Source organism: Sorangium sp. So ce381 (assembly GCF_051473845.1).
Taxonomy (GTDB): domain Bacteria; phylum Myxococcota_A; class Polyangia; order Polyangiales; family Polyangiaceae; genus Sorangium; species Sorangium atrum.
This window is the reverse complement of sequence record NZ_CP150336.1, coordinates 11,317,430-11,330,925: the sequence shown is the minus strand read 5'-3', so window position 1 is coordinate 11,330,925 and position 13,496 is coordinate 11,317,430. Positions and strand designations below refer to the sequence as shown.

The following is a 13,496-nucleotide window of genomic DNA, read 5'->3' as shown; positions in this document are numbered from 1 at the left end:
TCCGGAGCAGCCGGCTTCGTCCGAACCGGAGTATGCTCGCTCGGGGCGCGCGCAGCGCCCGTGTGTCCGGGAGAATCCATGATCTCGACGATCCGTTCGTCCCTCGCGCGTTGTCCGGTCCGGGCCCTCCAGCTCGCAGCCCTGGCGCTCACCCTCGCGACGACGGGGTGCGACAAGGTCGGGTGCTTCGAGTGGACCGAGATCGAAGGGGAATGCCCCTCGCAGGACGAGGCGCTCGCCTATTTCGGAAGCGACTCGTGCAGCGGCGAGGTCGAGTCGGTCGACAGCGAGCCCGAGTACGACGGCGATTACTGCTGTTACGACATCACCAAGCGCGACGATTACGGGGGCTTCTGCACCTCGCCCGGCGGGCGCATCTCGCCGCCGCAGCCGGCGCCGCCGCCCGCCCCGTCTCCGCCGAACTGAGCCGGCGCGCCGGACACCGCGCGCGCTCGCGCATCGCGGGCCCCGCGTAGGGCGCCGCCTCCGCCCTGACTCATCGAGCTAGAGCTCGTCCAGCGCGTTCCTGTCGAGCTCCTGGAGCGCCGCGAGATCCCGCGCTGCGAGCTCCTCCACGTCGCCGGGAGCCTCGCGCGGGTAGGCCAGCGTGAGCTCGCCGTCGTGGACGTAAAGGTGCTGGCTGTCGATGCACCCGTGCGCGCCTCCGGCCGCGTGGAGCGCCGCGATACCCTCGCCGAGGCGCGCGCGCTGAGCCCTTGTCAGCGCGCGCGCCTCGTCGGCGAGCGCCCGGCCCTGGGGCAGCGCCACCCAGACCTCGCCGTTGGCGAGATCGACCCGGAGGACGGACGCCAAGGCCGCGTGGCCGGCGCGCGCGAAGGCCCGGGCCCGGGCGAGGGTCGCGTCGTCGAGCTGCAGCACGAGGACGTCGCGATCGAGCCAGGCGTCGTGCCAGCGCCCCTCCGTGTCGCGGCCGTCGCCGACCTCCAGGGTCGCCGCGAGCCGCGCCGCCGTGGCGGGCGGCGCGTCGCTCGATCGGGGCCGGCCGCTCGCGCGCGACCGCCGCGGCCGCGCGCGCTCTGGCCAGGCGATCGCGGTGATCGCGCGCCGCGCCTCGAACGCGTCGGCCGGCCGCGCGGCGGGGTCCTCCGCGAGCAGCGCCGCCACCGCCGCGTCGTGGGCCGCCGTGAGGTCCGGATGGACCTCGCTCGGCGCGGGATCGAGCTGCCCGCGCACGGCGGGGGCGGGCGGCTCTCCGGTGAGCAGCTCGGCGAGCACCGCGCCGACGCCGTACAGATCGCTCGCCAGCGTCGCCGGTCGGCCCATGCGCTGCTCCGGCGACATGTACGCGAACGTCCCGATCGCGCCCGCCGTGGCGGTGGACGAGAGATCCCCGAGGTGCGCCGCGCCGAAATCCGCGAGGTGAGCCGTCCCGATCTCGTCGAAGAGCACGTTGCTCGGCTTCACGTCGCGGTGGAGGATGCCGAGGCGGTGCGCTTCGCCGAGCGCGGACAGGAGCGCGCCCGCGATCTCGACGGCGCGCGCGGGGGTGACCGGCTCCCCCCGCAGCCGCTCGATCAGGGACCCGCCCGTCATCCAGGCGAGCACCATCGCCGGCCCTTCGGGGTGGTACGCGCGGAGCGCGACGACGTTCGGGTGCCGGAGCTGGGCGAGGGCGCGCGCCTCGCGCTCGAACCGGAGGAGCGCGTCGCGGCCCGCTCCGAACGCCGCGCCCGCGAAGATCTTCACGGCGACGCGCTCCGCCGTGATCCGGTCGCGCGCCTCCACCACGCGCGCGTGGGGCGTCGACGTGACCTCGCGCAGCGTCTCGTAGCGCCCGAAGAGGAGCGGCCCGACGGGCGCCGGTCCTGCCGGGGGAGGGCCTGCGGCGGGGCTGCCGGGAGCGGCGCCTCGCGAGGAGAGCGCCTCCTGGCCAAGCGGATCGAGCCGGGCGAGCTCGTCGCGGACGGTCCGCGCGGCGTCCTCGAGCCCGAGCTCGCTCAGGCAGCGGCCGAGCAGCGGCAGCGCGCGGGCCCGCTCGGCGGCGGCGGGCGGCAGCTGCTGGAGCGCCCGCACGGCGGCCTCGGTGCGGCCGTGGCGCGCGAGCAGCTCGCCCAGCGCGAGCCACGCCGCCGCGTCGCCCGGGCGGCGGCGGAGCGCGGCCTCGAGCACCCGCGCGCCGTCGGCCGGGCGGCCGGCGAGCTCGAAGCTCTCGGCGGCGCGGCACGCGTCGTGGGCCGCGGTGAACGCCTCCGCGGCCGCCGCGTGGGCGCCGAGCGCCGCGAACAGCGCGCCCGCGTGGCGCGAGAACCCGCGCGCCGCGAGGTCGGCGGCCGCGCGCAGCGCGGCGTCCCGGGGCGACGTGGCGGCGATCCGATCGAGCGCCTCGCGCGCGAGCGCCTCGTCGCCGCCGAGCGCGGCCATCAGCGCTGCGCGGGCCGGGTCCCCTGCTGCCAGCGCCTCCCGGGCCGCGCCGGCGAAATCGCAGACGCGCTCGAGCAGCTCCGATGCGCCCGCGTGATCTCCGGCAGCCACGAGGAGCGCGGTGCCGCGGTCGCGCTGCCCGATCGCGGCGAGCTCGGCCGCGCGACGTCGCAGATCCTCGTACGCCACGCCGATGTCGGTCGGAGCGCCGTCAGCGCGCGGCGATGCGCGCTCGGCCGTTCACGGAGAGGTCGAAGCGCACCTCGCCGAGGTCGATCCCCGATGCGTTGAACGGCACCTGCCGCGTCCGGTGCAGGGCGAGCGTCGCGTTCGCCGGCAGAGGCCCGAGCGTCGAGGGATCCAGCAAGGAACCGGGGATCACGCCCCTGCCGGTGTCCTTGAACGCGCACCGAACGGTCGCGCCGTGCGCCGAGGTCACATCGACGTAGATGACGTCCCGCGCCCGGCCGCCCTCGTCCGCGCGCCACTGCACGACCGCGCCGACCCCGGCGTCGAGATCGACGCCGTCGGCCAGCTCGGCGTCGCCGATGCGCACCTCCTCGGGACCCGCGGGGGCATCGGCCTCGAACGCGAACCGGTCGAGCTGCCCCGAGCCGGAGCTCTCGAACACGTACCGCGCCGGCGCAGGCAGATCGCTGGTGGCGTCGCGCGACGTGTAGAACACGCCGAAGACCAGGGCGCCCACGTCCGGGAACGCGCGGGCTGCGAGCGGCATCTCGGTGCTCTCGGTCTTCATCGTCACGTCGCCCGCGTCGAGGAGCTCGATGGGGCTGAGCGAGCTGATGCTGCTCGCCGCCTCGTCGTCGGCGGCGGGCGAGAGGACCATGCAGCTGCCGGCGGAGGGGAGGACGAACGGCTTCCCGACGGCGCCCTCGGCGAGCTCGGGATCCATCGCGGACGAGAGGCGCATGAACTTCGCCAGCACGTTCGTGACCGCCCCCGCGCCGTCGACGCCCGCGCTCGGCGGCGCGGCGTCGTCGAGCTCACCGGGGGTGGCGGTCGAGGCGGCATCCCGGCTCAGGTTGATCGCGCGCTCGACGCGCACGACCCCCTGGGTGACCACCCCGTTGACCTCCGTCGCGTCGCCCGCGACAGGCGCCGAACAGCCGACGAGAGCCGCACCGGCGAGCAGGCATGAGGTGGCGAGGGCGCCGTGGGGACGCATAGATCCGAGTCTAAGACGGGTCCTCCGGCCGGGCAAGCGCCTGCGCCTGCCACCGAAAATGGCAGGGAATCCGTTTCATTACGTTTTGTTACGCTTGCTGCGCTTCGATACGTCCGGTTACGTCCGGGAACGCTCCGGCGTCGTGCTTGCCGACGTTGCAACGTCGTTGCGTTTGTTGCGGTCGCGTCAGAAGGTGACCGTGAGGCCGCCGCCCGGGGCGACGGTGCCCTGATCGATCGCGACCGGACTGCCGGCGATCTCGCCCTCGGCGTGGTGGTAGGTCGCGGTGGCCTCGAGCGCGACGTGCACGTGGCGGAACCCCGCGCGGATGCCCAGCACGAACCCGAGCTGGAGATGCTGGCCCGACGCGTCGACGAGCGGTCCTCGGAGCGCCGCTCCGGCGGCGGGCAGCCGCACCTGGCCGCCGAGGAGCTCGAAGCCGAGCCGGGGACCGAACCAGACCGCGTAGAGATCCGCGTCCGACCGGAAGCCGAGCAGCAGAGGGACGTCGAGCCCCGCGCCGTGGACGTCGATCCCTTCTGCGCTGGGGCCCGGCCCGCCCGCGAGGAGCGCCGAGGCGCCGAGGCCGATCGACAGGGCCGCGTCGCCGAGCGGGAACGCGTGGCGCCCGTCGAGCCGGATGGCTCGCCCCGTGTACGTCAGCCCCGCTTCGTTCTCGCCCTCGATCCCGACGCGGGCGCTGGCCCACGGCGCGACACCCGGCGAGACGGTGATCTCGGAGAGCTTTCGTCGCGCGGCGCCCTCCGCCGTTGCGGGGTCGGCGGCGCTCGCGCCTGCGTCCGCCGCTCCGGCGACGACCATGTCACCCGACAGGCCGCCGCCGAGGCGCACGGCGCCGGGACGGAGGACGTGGGCCGGGTGGAGCAGCGGACCGCTGCCATGGCAGCCCGCGCAGGCGCCCGCGAGGACCACTGCGGCCCAGCGCCGGATCACGGTGTGACCCGGGCGCCGCATCGAACCGACGGAGCCGGCGGAGGCATGGGAAGCGCGGCCGCAGAGGCGACGCGATGGTGCGCGAAGAGGCGCGCTACTTGCGGAAGCGCGAGGGGTAATCGTTGGCAGCGGCCCGCTTCTTCAGCTCCGCATCGTCGGGGTGCAGCCTGACGGCGCGCGCGATGAGGACCTCCTCGGTCTCCACGATCTGCGGGTTGGGCAGGCAGCACTCGACCGGGCATACGGCCTGGCACGCTTCGTGATCATAGAAGCCGACGCACTCGGTGCAGAGCTCCGGATCGATCACATAGATCTCGTCGCCCTCGCTGATGGCTTCGTTCGGGCATTCGGGCTCGCAGGCGCCGCAGTTGATGCAGTCTTCGGTGATGTAAGTCGCCATGGCCTTCGCTTCGTTCTCCGGGGTCACCCCGGTCCGCTCGTTTGTAGAGGCCTGACCGCAGGGTGTCAATTCGGGCGGAAGCGAGCGCCGGTTCCGGCACGGTGTCATGGGCGTCGCGGGCCTGCGCTTGCGCGCGGGCGCCCCTGCCGGTACTAAGCGGCCTCCTCGATGCTCCGCCTCACCGAGCCCGCCCTCCTGCTCGTCGTCCTTGGCGCATCCTCGCTGCTCGCCGGATGCGGTCCCCAGATCGGCGATCCGTGCACCTCGTCGCTCGATTGCGTGCAGGCAGAGCAGCAGCTCCTCTGCGATGGGACGCAGCCTGGCGGCTACTGCACGGTCTTCAACTGCGAGCCGGACGGCTGCTCCGGGAGCAGCGTCTGTGTCGCGTTCAACCCGGTGATCGATCCGGCGTGCAGCGAGCTCGAGAACGTCCGCTGGCCGCGCTTCGAGCGCACGTTCTGCATGGCTACCTGCGATGAGGACGACGACTGCCGCCGCGGCTACTCGTGCGTCGCGCTGGGCAAGATCCAGGATGCCGCAGGGATCGCGCCGGGCGAGCGCAACGCCGCGATCGTCGACGCCAGGCCAGAAGGCTCGAAGGCCTGCCTGCCGAACCCGCCGTCCGCGTCGAGCGCCGCCAGCGAGCCGCCGGGCGGCGTCGAGAGCGAGCCTGGGGTGTGCAGGGCCGCTCCTGAACAAGACGAGTGGCCCCCCTACACGCCGGATGCCTCGGGCGCCGGCGGCGCCGGCGGCGCTGGAGGGTCGGGTGGCGCGGGAGGCGCCGGCGGCTCGGAGGGCGAAGGCGGCGGCTCGGGTGGCGAAGGGGGCGCTGGCGGTTCGGGCGGCGCTGACGGTTCGGGCGGCGCTGGCGGTTCGGGCGGCGGCTGAGCGCCGCTCGGAGCGGCCCGGCTTTGCGCGTCGACCGTGCTAGCGTTGGCCGCGTGTTCGGACCGGCCCCCGCGAAAAGGACGCTCGAGGCTGCGCTGCGCGACGTCGCTTCGCAGAAGCCGGCCGTGCGCGCGGAGGCCGTGAGCGACCTCGTCCCGTATGCCACGACGGCACGGGAGCAGGTCGTGCGCGCGATCGAGGGCGCGCTGCGCGTCGATGAGCACGCAGCGGTCCGCGCGGCAGCGGCCATCGCCCTCGCCGACACGAAGGCCGTCGAGGCGCTCCCCGCCCTGCTCCTCGCCGTCGAGGACGTGGATCCCTACGTCCGGCAGATGGCGATCACGGCGCTCGGCGAGATCGGGGACATGCGGGCCACGGGCCGGCTCCGGCGCGCCCTCTCGGACGAGCGGCCCGAGGTGCGGTTCCAGGCGGTGATCGCGTTCCCGCGCGTCTGCGCCCAGCAGGTCGACGCGATCGAGGCCGTCATGCAGGCCACCCACGACGACGACCCGCTCGTCTGCCACATCGCGCTGCGGATGTTCGAGGAGCTGGGGGAGTCCGGCGGTGAGCTGCCTCCGCTTGGCATGGCGCGGGCACGCGCGCTGCTCGGCCACGCGTCCCCGCTGGTCCGGGCAGCGGCGGCGGTCGTCACCGCGCGCTTCGGCGATCCGGTGGGCCACCCCGTGCTCGCCGAGATCGTGGGAGGAAAGCTCCAAGGGGTCGATCACGAGGACGAGGCCGCGGCCATCGAGCTCTGCGGCGAGCTCGGCCTCGCCGCTTCCCGGAGCGCCCTTGAGCGGCGCGCGTTCGGGCTCAAGCTCGGCTTCGGTCGCGATCCGCTGCGCTGGCACGCGCGCGTCGCGCTCGCGCGGATGGGCCACGAGCGGGCCATCCGCGAGATCCTCAGCGAGCTCGGCGCGTGGGACCGCCACCGGCGCACGCTCGCCGTCGCGGCCGCCGGTCGCGCCCGCCTCGCGGCTGCCCGCGCCGCGATCGCGGCGATGCGGGGAGACGAGCGGAAGGCCGATCAGGGGGCCGTCGAGGAGGCGCTCGCCGTCCTCGCTTCCGAGGTGGATGCATGAACGATGAAGCCCAGTTCAGCGAGGCGGACCTCGCCCCGAGCCCCGAAGAGCGCGCCGCGTCGCGCCGCTCCCTCATCGATCGCGTGGCCGCGAGCGTGGCCGCGCTCGCGGCGGGGGCCTGGGTCGGCGGCATCGTGGCGCTGGGCGCCTGCGCTGCCCCGTTCGTCTTCCGGCTCGCCCCGGCCCCCTTCTCCGGCGACGCGATGAGCGCGGCGTTCGCCCGCTTCGATCAATTCGCGCTCGGCGCCGCGGTGATCCTCCTCGGCGCCGAGGTGGCCCGCACCTGGGCCGCGTACCGCCAGGGCGCGGGCCGCGCGGCGCGCGTGCGCCGCGTCGTCGCCATGGTGCTGGCCGGGTGCGCCGCGTACGTCGGCCTGGCGCTCACCCCCCGCATCGCGGCGCTCCACCGCGAGGGCGTCCAGCGCGGCGAGGGGGAGCTCGGCATGGAGCTCGAGCGCGTCCATCGCCGCGCCGAGCTCGTGAGCAAGTCGGAGGTGTTCCTCGGCGCGAGCCTGGTCCTGCTGCACGTCTTCACGCTCGGCGCCCGCCGCCCCGAGCAGGACGACGACGAGGAAGCGGCCGCCCCGCTGCCGCCCGGCCCGCGGTGACGACGCCGGGGGCGTCCCACCTGCGCCGTCGCCTCGGGCGTGGGCGCGAGCGCGAGCGCGAGCGCGACGATCGAGGCTCCGCGGGGCGCGACGGTCGCGCGCGCGCCGCCGCGCATCGCGCCCACGATACGGAGGGATCGGATGCCGCGTGACAACAAGCTCTATAGCGGCTTCGTCAACCACGATTACATCATCACCTTCTCGATCGCCGACGAGGCGAACCGGGCGCGCCTCGTCGCGCTCTGCGCCGGACCGTGGCAGGGCGACGAGGTCACGCCCGACACCTGGGAAGTGTCGAACACGCTGAGCCCCGATCAGATGGAGCGCGCCATCCTCGATCTGATGGGCGACGCGGACCGCGCCGCTTACTACTACCTCTCGGACAGCAAGCGGATGTTCCGCGTCCTGCTCGGCTGAGCTCGTGCGCGAGGGATGTGAGCCGCTTCGCTCGGGCATGCTGCAGGGCGCCGGAGGGGCGTCGCCGCGGGCCGAAGGGGCCACGAGCGCCGTCATTTCGCGGTATGGTCCGGTCATGAGCGAGCTGGAAGCCACGCCGCCCGGCGCGTCCGCGAGGTCCGCCGCCGACGCCCCTCCACCTCACGCGCCCACGTCGCGACCAGGGGAGGGGGGCGACGAGGGCTTGCTCAGCGTCCTCCGGGACGACGGAACCCTGGATCCCGCGACCGACCCCTGCCTGAGCGACGCGCTGCTGCTGCGCGCGTACCGCGAGATCAAGCGCCTCAGGCTGCTCGACGCGCGCATGCTCCTGCTCCAGCGGCAGGGGCGGGTCGGCTTCTACGGCGCGTGCACCGGCCAGGAGGCGACGCCGATCGCCACCGCGCTCGCGGTCGAGCCGACGGACTGGATCTTCCCCGCGCTGCGCGAGAGCGTGATGATGCTGGTGCGCGGCTTCCCGCTCCGCACCTATGTGGCCCAGGTGTTCGGCAACGCGGGCGACCTCCTCCAGGGGCGCCAGATGCCGTCGCACATGAGCGGGCGGCAGGTGAACCAGGTGTCCTGGTCGAGCTGCATCGGCCCGCAGCTCCCGCAGGCGGTCGGCGCCGCGTGGGCCGCGAAGCTGCGGCGCGACAGCGCCGTGGTGGTGGGGTTCATGGGCGACGGCGCGACGAGCGAGCCCGATTTCCACAGCGCGATGAACTTCGCGGCGGTCTTCAAGGCGCCGTGCGTCATGATCTGCCAGAACAACCACTGGGCCATCAGCGTGCCGACGGACCGGCAGACGGCCTCGAGGACGATCGCCATCAAGGGGCGCGCCTACGGTGTCCCGTCGGTGCGGGTCGACGGCAACGACGTCATCGCCGTCTACCGCGCCGTCTCCGAGGCGGTCGCGCGGGCTCGTGGCGGCGGCGGCCCCAGCTTCATCGAGGCGCTCACCTACCGCGTCGGCGCGCACTCCTCGAGCGACGACCCGAGCCGCTACCGGTCGCAGGAGGAGGTCGATCGCTGGACGGAGCGCGACCCGCTGCTGCGCCTCGGGCGCCACCTCGCCGGCCGCGGGCTCCTCGACGACGCCGCGGAGTCCTCCCTCGAGGCGGAGCTCAACGCCGAGATCGCCGCCGCCGTCGCCGAGGTCGAGGCGATGGGACCGCCTGCCCGGGAGACGCTGTTCGACGACGTCTATGCGGAGCTGCCCTGGCACCTGCGCGACCAGCGCGCAGAGCTGCTGCGCTCCCCGAAAGCGCCGGCGCACGGCGGCGGGCGCTGACCTCGGGGAGGGATTTCCCCTCGCTGCGAGGTCGTGTAAGCCCCCGGGCACCCAGGGACGGCTCGCGGGTGCGGGCGCGGCCTCAGGGCTGTCGGCGAGGGGCTTGCCTGACGAACCCCGGCGCCCCTAGTTCCAGTCTTCGAAGCGCACAAAAGGACAAGGATGAAGACCTACGACGCAATCGTGATCGGAGCCGGCCCCGGCGGTTACCCCTGCGCCATCCGGCTCGCTCAGCTCAAGCAGAAGGTGCTCTGCATCGAGAAGGAGAACGTCGGCGGCGTCTGCCTCAACTGGGGGTGTATCCCCTCCAAGGCGCTGATCTCCGCCGCGCATCTCTACGAGAAGTCGCAGGCCGGCGCCGCGATGGGCATCAAGGTCAGCGGCGTCGAGCTCGACGCCAACAAGATGCAGGACTGGAAAGAAGGCATCGTCAAGAAGCTCACCGGCGGCGTCGGCTCGCTGCTCAAGGGCAACGGCGCCGACGTGGTGAACGGCACCGCCACGGTCGTGGGGCCGAAGCGCGTGGACGTGACCCGGGCGGACGGCTCGGTGGAGCAGTTCGAGGCGACCAAGGCGATCGTGATCGCGACCGGCTCGACGACCATCGAGATCCCGACGTTCAAGTTCGACGGCGACACGATCATCGGCGCGAAGGAGGCGGTCAGCCTGCGCCGCGTCCCGAAGCGGCTGATGGTGATCGGCGGCGGCGTCATCGGCCTCGAGCTCGGCATGGTCTACCAGGCGTTCGGCGCCGAGCTCATCGTCGTCGAGGCGCTGCCGGAGCTGCTCACGGGCGTCGACCCCGACTGCACCAAGATCGTCGAGCGCAAGATCCTGAAGCGCGGCGGCACGATCCACAAGAACGCCAAGGCGCTCGGGTACGAGAAGCAGAAGGACGGCTCGGTCGGGGTGAAGATCCAGGCCGAGGGCAAGGAGCAGACGATCGTCGTCGACACCGTGCTCGTCGCCGTCGGCATGCGGCCGAGCAGCAAGGGGCTCGGCCTCGAGAAGGTCGGCGTCACGGTCGATCAGCGCGGGTTCGTCCCGACGGACAAGTTCTGCCGCACCAACGTGCCGTCGATCTACGCCATCGGCGACGTCAGCGGGCCGCCCCTGCTCGCGCACAAGGCGACGAAGGAGGGCGAGATCGCCGCCGAGGTCATCGCGGGGCACAAGGCCGAGAAGGACTGGGTCGCGATCCCGGGCGCGATCTTCACCGATCCGGAGATCGCCACGGTGGGGCTCACCGAGGCCGAGGCGAAGGCGAAGGGCCTCGAGGTCAGCATCGGCAAGTTCCCGTTCTCGGTGCTCGGCAAGGCCATGGCCATGAACGAGACCGAGGGCTTCGTGAAGATCGTCGCCGACAAGAAGACGAAGCAGGTGCTCGGCGTCCACATCGTCGGGCCGGAGGCCAGCACCATGATCAGCGAGGCGTCCCTCTCGCTCGAGATGGCGGCCTTCCTCGAGGACATCTCGCTCACGATCCACCCCCACCCGACCCTCGGCGAGTCGCTGATGGAAGCCGCCGCCCACGCCATGGGCGCGGCGATCCACATCGCAAATCGCTGAGCTCGTCGCTCCAGAGCAGCGCTGGCCTGCGCCCCACGGGGGCGCGGCCGCCGGCTGTGCGCGCTGGCCTTCCGTGTGAGCCGCTAGCGGTGTGAGCCGCTGGTGCACGTAAGAAAAAACGCAAAGGCGCAAAGGCGCAAAGGCGCAAAAAGACGAAGGAGAGGGGTCGCTCGTCCTTCCCTCTCTCCTTGCGCCTTTGCGCCTTTGCGCCTTTGCGTTTTCAACCCACTTCCGGTCGACCCGTCGCAGCCGTCGGACGAGCGCTTGGATCGACGCTAGGCCACCGTCGCGTCAGTCGCGCATGAAATGACACGTATACCCGGCCGGGTACTTCTCCAGGTACTTCTGGTGGTACTCCTCGGCGCGCGTGAACGGGCCGGCTTCCACGATCTCGGTGACGAGCGGCGCGCGCCACTTGCCGCTCTTGTCGACGCGCGCCTTCACCTCCTCGGCGATGCGGCGCTGCTCGGGCGTCGTGACGAAGATCGCTGAGCGGTACTGCGTCCCGACGTCGTTGCCCTGGCGGTTCCTCGTCGTCGGATCGTGCATGCGGAAGAACCACTTCTCGAGCAGCTCGGCATAGGACAGCTTCGCGGGATCGAAGACGATGCGCACCGACTCGGCGTGGCCCGTCGATCCGGTCTTCACGTCCTCGTAGGTCGGCGCCTTCGTACGGCCGCCGGCATAACCGACCTCCGTCTCGAGGACACCGGGGATCTGCCGGAGGAGCTCTTCCATCCCCCAGAAGCAGCCGCCCGCCAGGACGGCCGTCTCCAGCGTCGTCTGGCACCCAGGCGCCTCGCCAGGCGCCGGGACGGCGCAGGCGTTCGCGCTCGCTTGCTCCCTAGGCGCGCCGCCGCGGCCCTCGAACAGCGCCCGATAGGCGCCGTAACCCTCCGCCTCGAGGCGAGCCAGCGGGATGAACCGGAGGGACGCGGAGTTGATGCAGTAGCGCAGCCCGTCGGGCCCGGGCCCGTCCTCGAAGACGTGCCCGAGGTGCGAGTTGCCGGCCTTGGAGCGCACCTCCGTTCGGACCATCCCGTGGCCCCTGTCCGAGCGCTCCACGACCCGCTCCGGCTCGACGGGGCGCGTGAAGCTCGGCCAGCCGGTGCCCGAGTCGAACTTGTCGAGCGACGTGAAGAGCGGCTCGCCGCTCGCGACATCCACGTAGAGGCCCGCCTCGTGGTTGTCCCAGAAGGCGTTGCGGAACGGCGGCTCGGTCGCGTCGCGCTGGGTGACCTCGTATGCGAGCGGCGTGAGCTGCTTGCGCAGCTCCTCATCCGACGGTTTGCGATAGCTTCTGTCCGACATCGTCACAGCCTCCTTGGACCCCGGAATCACCTTGCTCGCCCTCCCTGCATCGCCGGCGCGAAAGCACGCGAACACGGCGGCGCACGCAATGAGGACGAGCGCGAAGAGAAGACCAGCAGCGCGGAGCCATTTCATCATCCACCTGGCCTGTCGAGGGTAGCGCACCCAACCCTCCTACGCCCCGCGGCACCGCTGGTTTCGCCCGGCGAGCGCGCCCCGCGCGGCCTCGCGCGGCGCCGGCCTCGGCGCTACGGGCCGCCGCTCTCGAGTGAGGCGTCGCTTTCGCCGGCGCTCTCGCCGGCGCCCCGCTCGAAGCACTCGGCAGGGATCTCGCGCGCGCGGCGGACGAGGCGGGTCGCCCCGATGAACGCCGACGTGACCGGATCGTAGTAGCCGCTCGCCCCGTGCAGGCCCGGAACCGCGCGCTGGTAGTGGCGCGCGACCCGCTCCATGAGCGCCTCGCGGACGTACTTGCCCACCATCGACGCCATCGCGACGCAAAGATCCGAGGCGTCGCTATCGCGGACGAACGCGATCTCGCCGAGGCCGGGGAAGCGGTAGGCGCTGCGGGCGCGGCTCTCCTCGAGCACGACGTGCATCCTCCCCGCGAGCGGGCCGAACACGGAGCCGTACTTGCCGAAGCCGCCGACCTTGCCGCACACCGCGAACACCTCCGCGCCCGCGAGGCCGCGGAGCTCCAGGACGAGGCGCTCCATCGCGTGGAGATCGAGCACGAACCTGTTCTTCCCGGCGCGCGCCCCGTCGTTCATCCGCTTCGCGCAGAGCAGCACCGAGCGCACGGCGACGACCTCGACCCCCTTCCCCGACAGCTTGTCGAGGTCCTTGCCGACCGCGCCGAGCAGCTCGTCGGGCGCGGTGAACGCCTCGCCCTCCGCCGACCAGCACTGCTCCTCGACGTGGCCAGGGCAGAGCGCGCGGAGCGCGGGGCGATCATCGAGCGCGACGGCGTGGAGCAGCTCATCCACCGACGACGCGCCGCTGGCCGTCCCGTCGCGGCCGCGGCCGCAGCCGCGCGCGACCAGCGCGCGCGCCCAGGCCTCGCCGAGCGAGACATCCCCGTGCGCAACGAGCTGCTTCGAGTCGCCGAGCCGCTGGGCGAGGGCGCCGCGAGGGGCGCGGCCGGCGACCTGCCAGCCCGCCTCCGTGACGCGCGTGAGGACCGCCGTCACCACCATGGGACCGAGCCGCGGGCCCAGCCCGTTCTCATCGACGCCGATGCGGTAGCGGACGGAGGGCTCGGCGGACGTCATGCACGGCCCCTCTGCCACACCACGGCGCCCGCGTCACCGCGCGGATCTCCGCCAGGCCACCCGCCGCCCCGCTCGGGACCACTTGCCGGTTCGGTCCCAAAATTCTCAGACTTTCTCGA

At 73.0% G+C, this 13,496-nt stretch carries 13 protein-coding genes; 7 read left to right on the top strand and 6 right to left on the bottom strand.

The window, feature by feature from the left end; genetic code table 11:
• Positions 1–78: 78 nt before the first annotated feature.
• Positions 79–426, top strand: coding sequence for a hypothetical protein (locus tag WMF29_RS42555; protein WP_437325764.1), 348 nt, complete (start codon positions 79–81; stop codon positions 424–426).
• A gap of 78 nt (positions 427–504) precedes the next feature.
• Here WMF29_RS42555 and WMF29_RS42550 read toward each other — a convergent pair whose 3' ends face one another.
• The 4 genes from WMF29_RS42550 to WMF29_RS42535 all read right to left on the bottom strand — a co-directional run bounded on the left by WMF29_RS42550 (position 505) and on the right by WMF29_RS42535 (position 4,922).
• Entirely contained in the window at positions 505–2,571 is a 2,067-nt protein-coding gene (locus tag WMF29_RS42550) for a protein kinase domain-containing protein (RefSeq protein ID WP_437325763.1), read from the bottom strand.
• Between the two features lie 22 nt (positions 2,572–2,593).
• Positions 2,594–3,568 (bottom strand): hypothetical protein, encoded by a 975-nt coding sequence (locus WMF29_RS42545; protein ID WP_437325762.1) that lies wholly within the window; start codon positions 3,566–3,568, stop codon positions 2,594–2,596.
• Between the two features lie 186 nt (positions 3,569–3,754).
• Positions 3,755–4,522, bottom strand: coding sequence for a hypothetical protein (locus WMF29_RS42540; protein ID WP_437325761.1), 768 nt, complete (start codon positions 4,520–4,522; stop codon positions 3,755–3,757).
• A 94-nt stretch (positions 4,523–4,616) separates the two neighbouring features.
• Entirely contained in the window at positions 4,617–4,922 is a 306-nt protein-coding gene (locus WMF29_RS42535; protein WP_272102072.1) for a YfhL family 4Fe-4S dicluster ferredoxin, read from the bottom strand.
• A gap of 168 nt (positions 4,923–5,090) precedes the next feature.
• Here WMF29_RS42535 and WMF29_RS42530 point away from each other — a divergent pair, with 168 nt between their 5' ends.
• From WMF29_RS42530 to lpdA, 6 genes are all read left to right on the top strand, one after another.
• The gene (locus WMF29_RS42530; RefSeq protein WP_437325760.1) at positions 5,091–5,810 is read left to right on the top strand and encodes a hypothetical protein; all 720 of its coding nucleotides are present in this window, start codon (positions 5,091–5,093) and stop codon (positions 5,808–5,810) included.
• A 53-nt stretch (positions 5,811–5,863) separates the two neighbouring features.
• A complete protein-coding gene (locus WMF29_RS42525) occupies positions 5,864–6,892 on the top strand; it encodes a HEAT repeat domain-containing protein (protein ID WP_437325759.1) in 1,029 nt (342 codons plus the stop codon).
• Positions 6,889–7,500, top strand: a complete 612-nt coding sequence (locus WMF29_RS42520; RefSeq protein ID WP_437325758.1) for a DUF4149 domain-containing protein — start codon at positions 6,889–6,891, stop codon at positions 7,498–7,500. The genes WMF29_RS42525 and WMF29_RS42520 overlap by 4 nt, the downstream gene beginning before the upstream one ends.
• Before the next feature lie 141 nt (positions 7,501–7,641).
• The gene (locus WMF29_RS42515; RefSeq protein ID WP_272102076.1) at positions 7,642–7,917 is read left to right on the top strand and encodes a hypothetical protein; all 276 of its coding nucleotides are present in this window, start codon (positions 7,642–7,644) and stop codon (positions 7,915–7,917) included.
• A gap of 115 nt (positions 7,918–8,032) precedes the next feature.
• Positions 8,033–9,226: a thiamine pyrophosphate-dependent dehydrogenase E1 component subunit alpha gene (locus WMF29_RS42510; protein WP_437325757.1), complete on the top strand. Its 1,194-nt coding sequence runs from the start codon at positions 8,033–8,035 to the stop codon at positions 9,224–9,226.
• A 162-nt stretch (positions 9,227–9,388) separates the two neighbouring features.
• Positions 9,389–10,795: a dihydrolipoyl dehydrogenase gene (lpdA, locus tag WMF29_RS42505; RefSeq protein ID WP_437325756.1), complete on the top strand. Its 1,407-nt coding sequence runs from the start codon at positions 9,389–9,391 to the stop codon at positions 10,793–10,795.
• Positions 10,796–11,086: 291 nt separating this feature from the next.
• On the opposite strand, the gene WMF29_RS42500 is transcribed toward lpdA, so the two are convergent.
• Together WMF29_RS42500 and WMF29_RS42495 are read right to left on the bottom strand one after the other, a co-directional pair.
• Positions 11,087–12,241 (bottom strand): bifunctional methionine sulfoxide reductase B/A protein, encoded by a 1,155-nt coding sequence (locus tag WMF29_RS42500; RefSeq protein ID WP_437331226.1) that lies wholly within the window; start codon positions 12,239–12,241, stop codon positions 11,087–11,089.
• 113 nt (positions 12,242–12,354) lie between these two features.
• Positions 12,355–13,377: a hypothetical protein gene (locus WMF29_RS42495; protein ID WP_437325755.1), complete on the bottom strand. Its 1,023-nt coding sequence runs from the start codon at positions 13,375–13,377 to the stop codon at positions 12,355–12,357.
• Positions 13,378–13,496: the final 119 nt, after the last annotated feature.

Excerpts from the sequence above, each read along its gene's own strand:
- WMF29_RS42555 (WP_437325764.1), top strand. The coding sequence starts at position 79 with ATGATCTCGACGATCCGTTCGTCCCTCGCGCGTTGTCCGGTCCGGGCC.
- WMF29_RS42545 (WP_437325762.1), bottom strand. The coding sequence starts at position 3,568 with ATGCGTCCCCACGGCGCCCTCGCCACCTCATGCCTGCTCGCCGGTGCG.
- WMF29_RS42535 (WP_272102072.1), bottom strand. The coding sequence starts at position 4,922 with ATGGCGACTTACATCACCGAAGACTGCATCAACTGCGGCGCCTGCGAG.
- WMF29_RS42530 (WP_437325760.1), top strand. The coding sequence starts at position 5,091 with ATGCTCCGCCTCACCGAGCCCGCCCTCCTGCTCGTCGTCCTTGGCGCA.
- WMF29_RS42520 (WP_437325758.1), top strand. The coding sequence starts at position 6,889 with ATGAACGATGAAGCCCAGTTCAGCGAGGCGGACCTCGCCCCGAGCCCC.
- WMF29_RS42515 (WP_272102076.1), top strand. The coding sequence starts at position 7,642 with ATGCCGCGTGACAACAAGCTCTATAGCGGCTTCGTCAACCACGATTAC.
- WMF29_RS42510 (WP_437325757.1), top strand. The coding sequence starts at position 8,033 with ATGAGCGAGCTGGAAGCCACGCCGCCCGGCGCGTCCGCGAGGTCCGCC.
- lpdA (WP_437325756.1), top strand. The coding sequence starts at position 9,389 with ATGAAGACCTACGACGCAATCGTGATCGGAGCCGGCCCCGGCGGTTAC.
- WMF29_RS42500 (WP_437331226.1), bottom strand. The coding sequence starts at position 12,241 with ATGAAATGGCTCCGCGCTGCTGGTCTTCTCTTCGCGCTCGTCCTCATT.
- WMF29_RS42495 (WP_437325755.1), bottom strand. The coding sequence starts at position 13,377 with ATGACGTCCGCCGAGCCCTCCGTCCGCTACCGCATCGGCGTCGATGAG.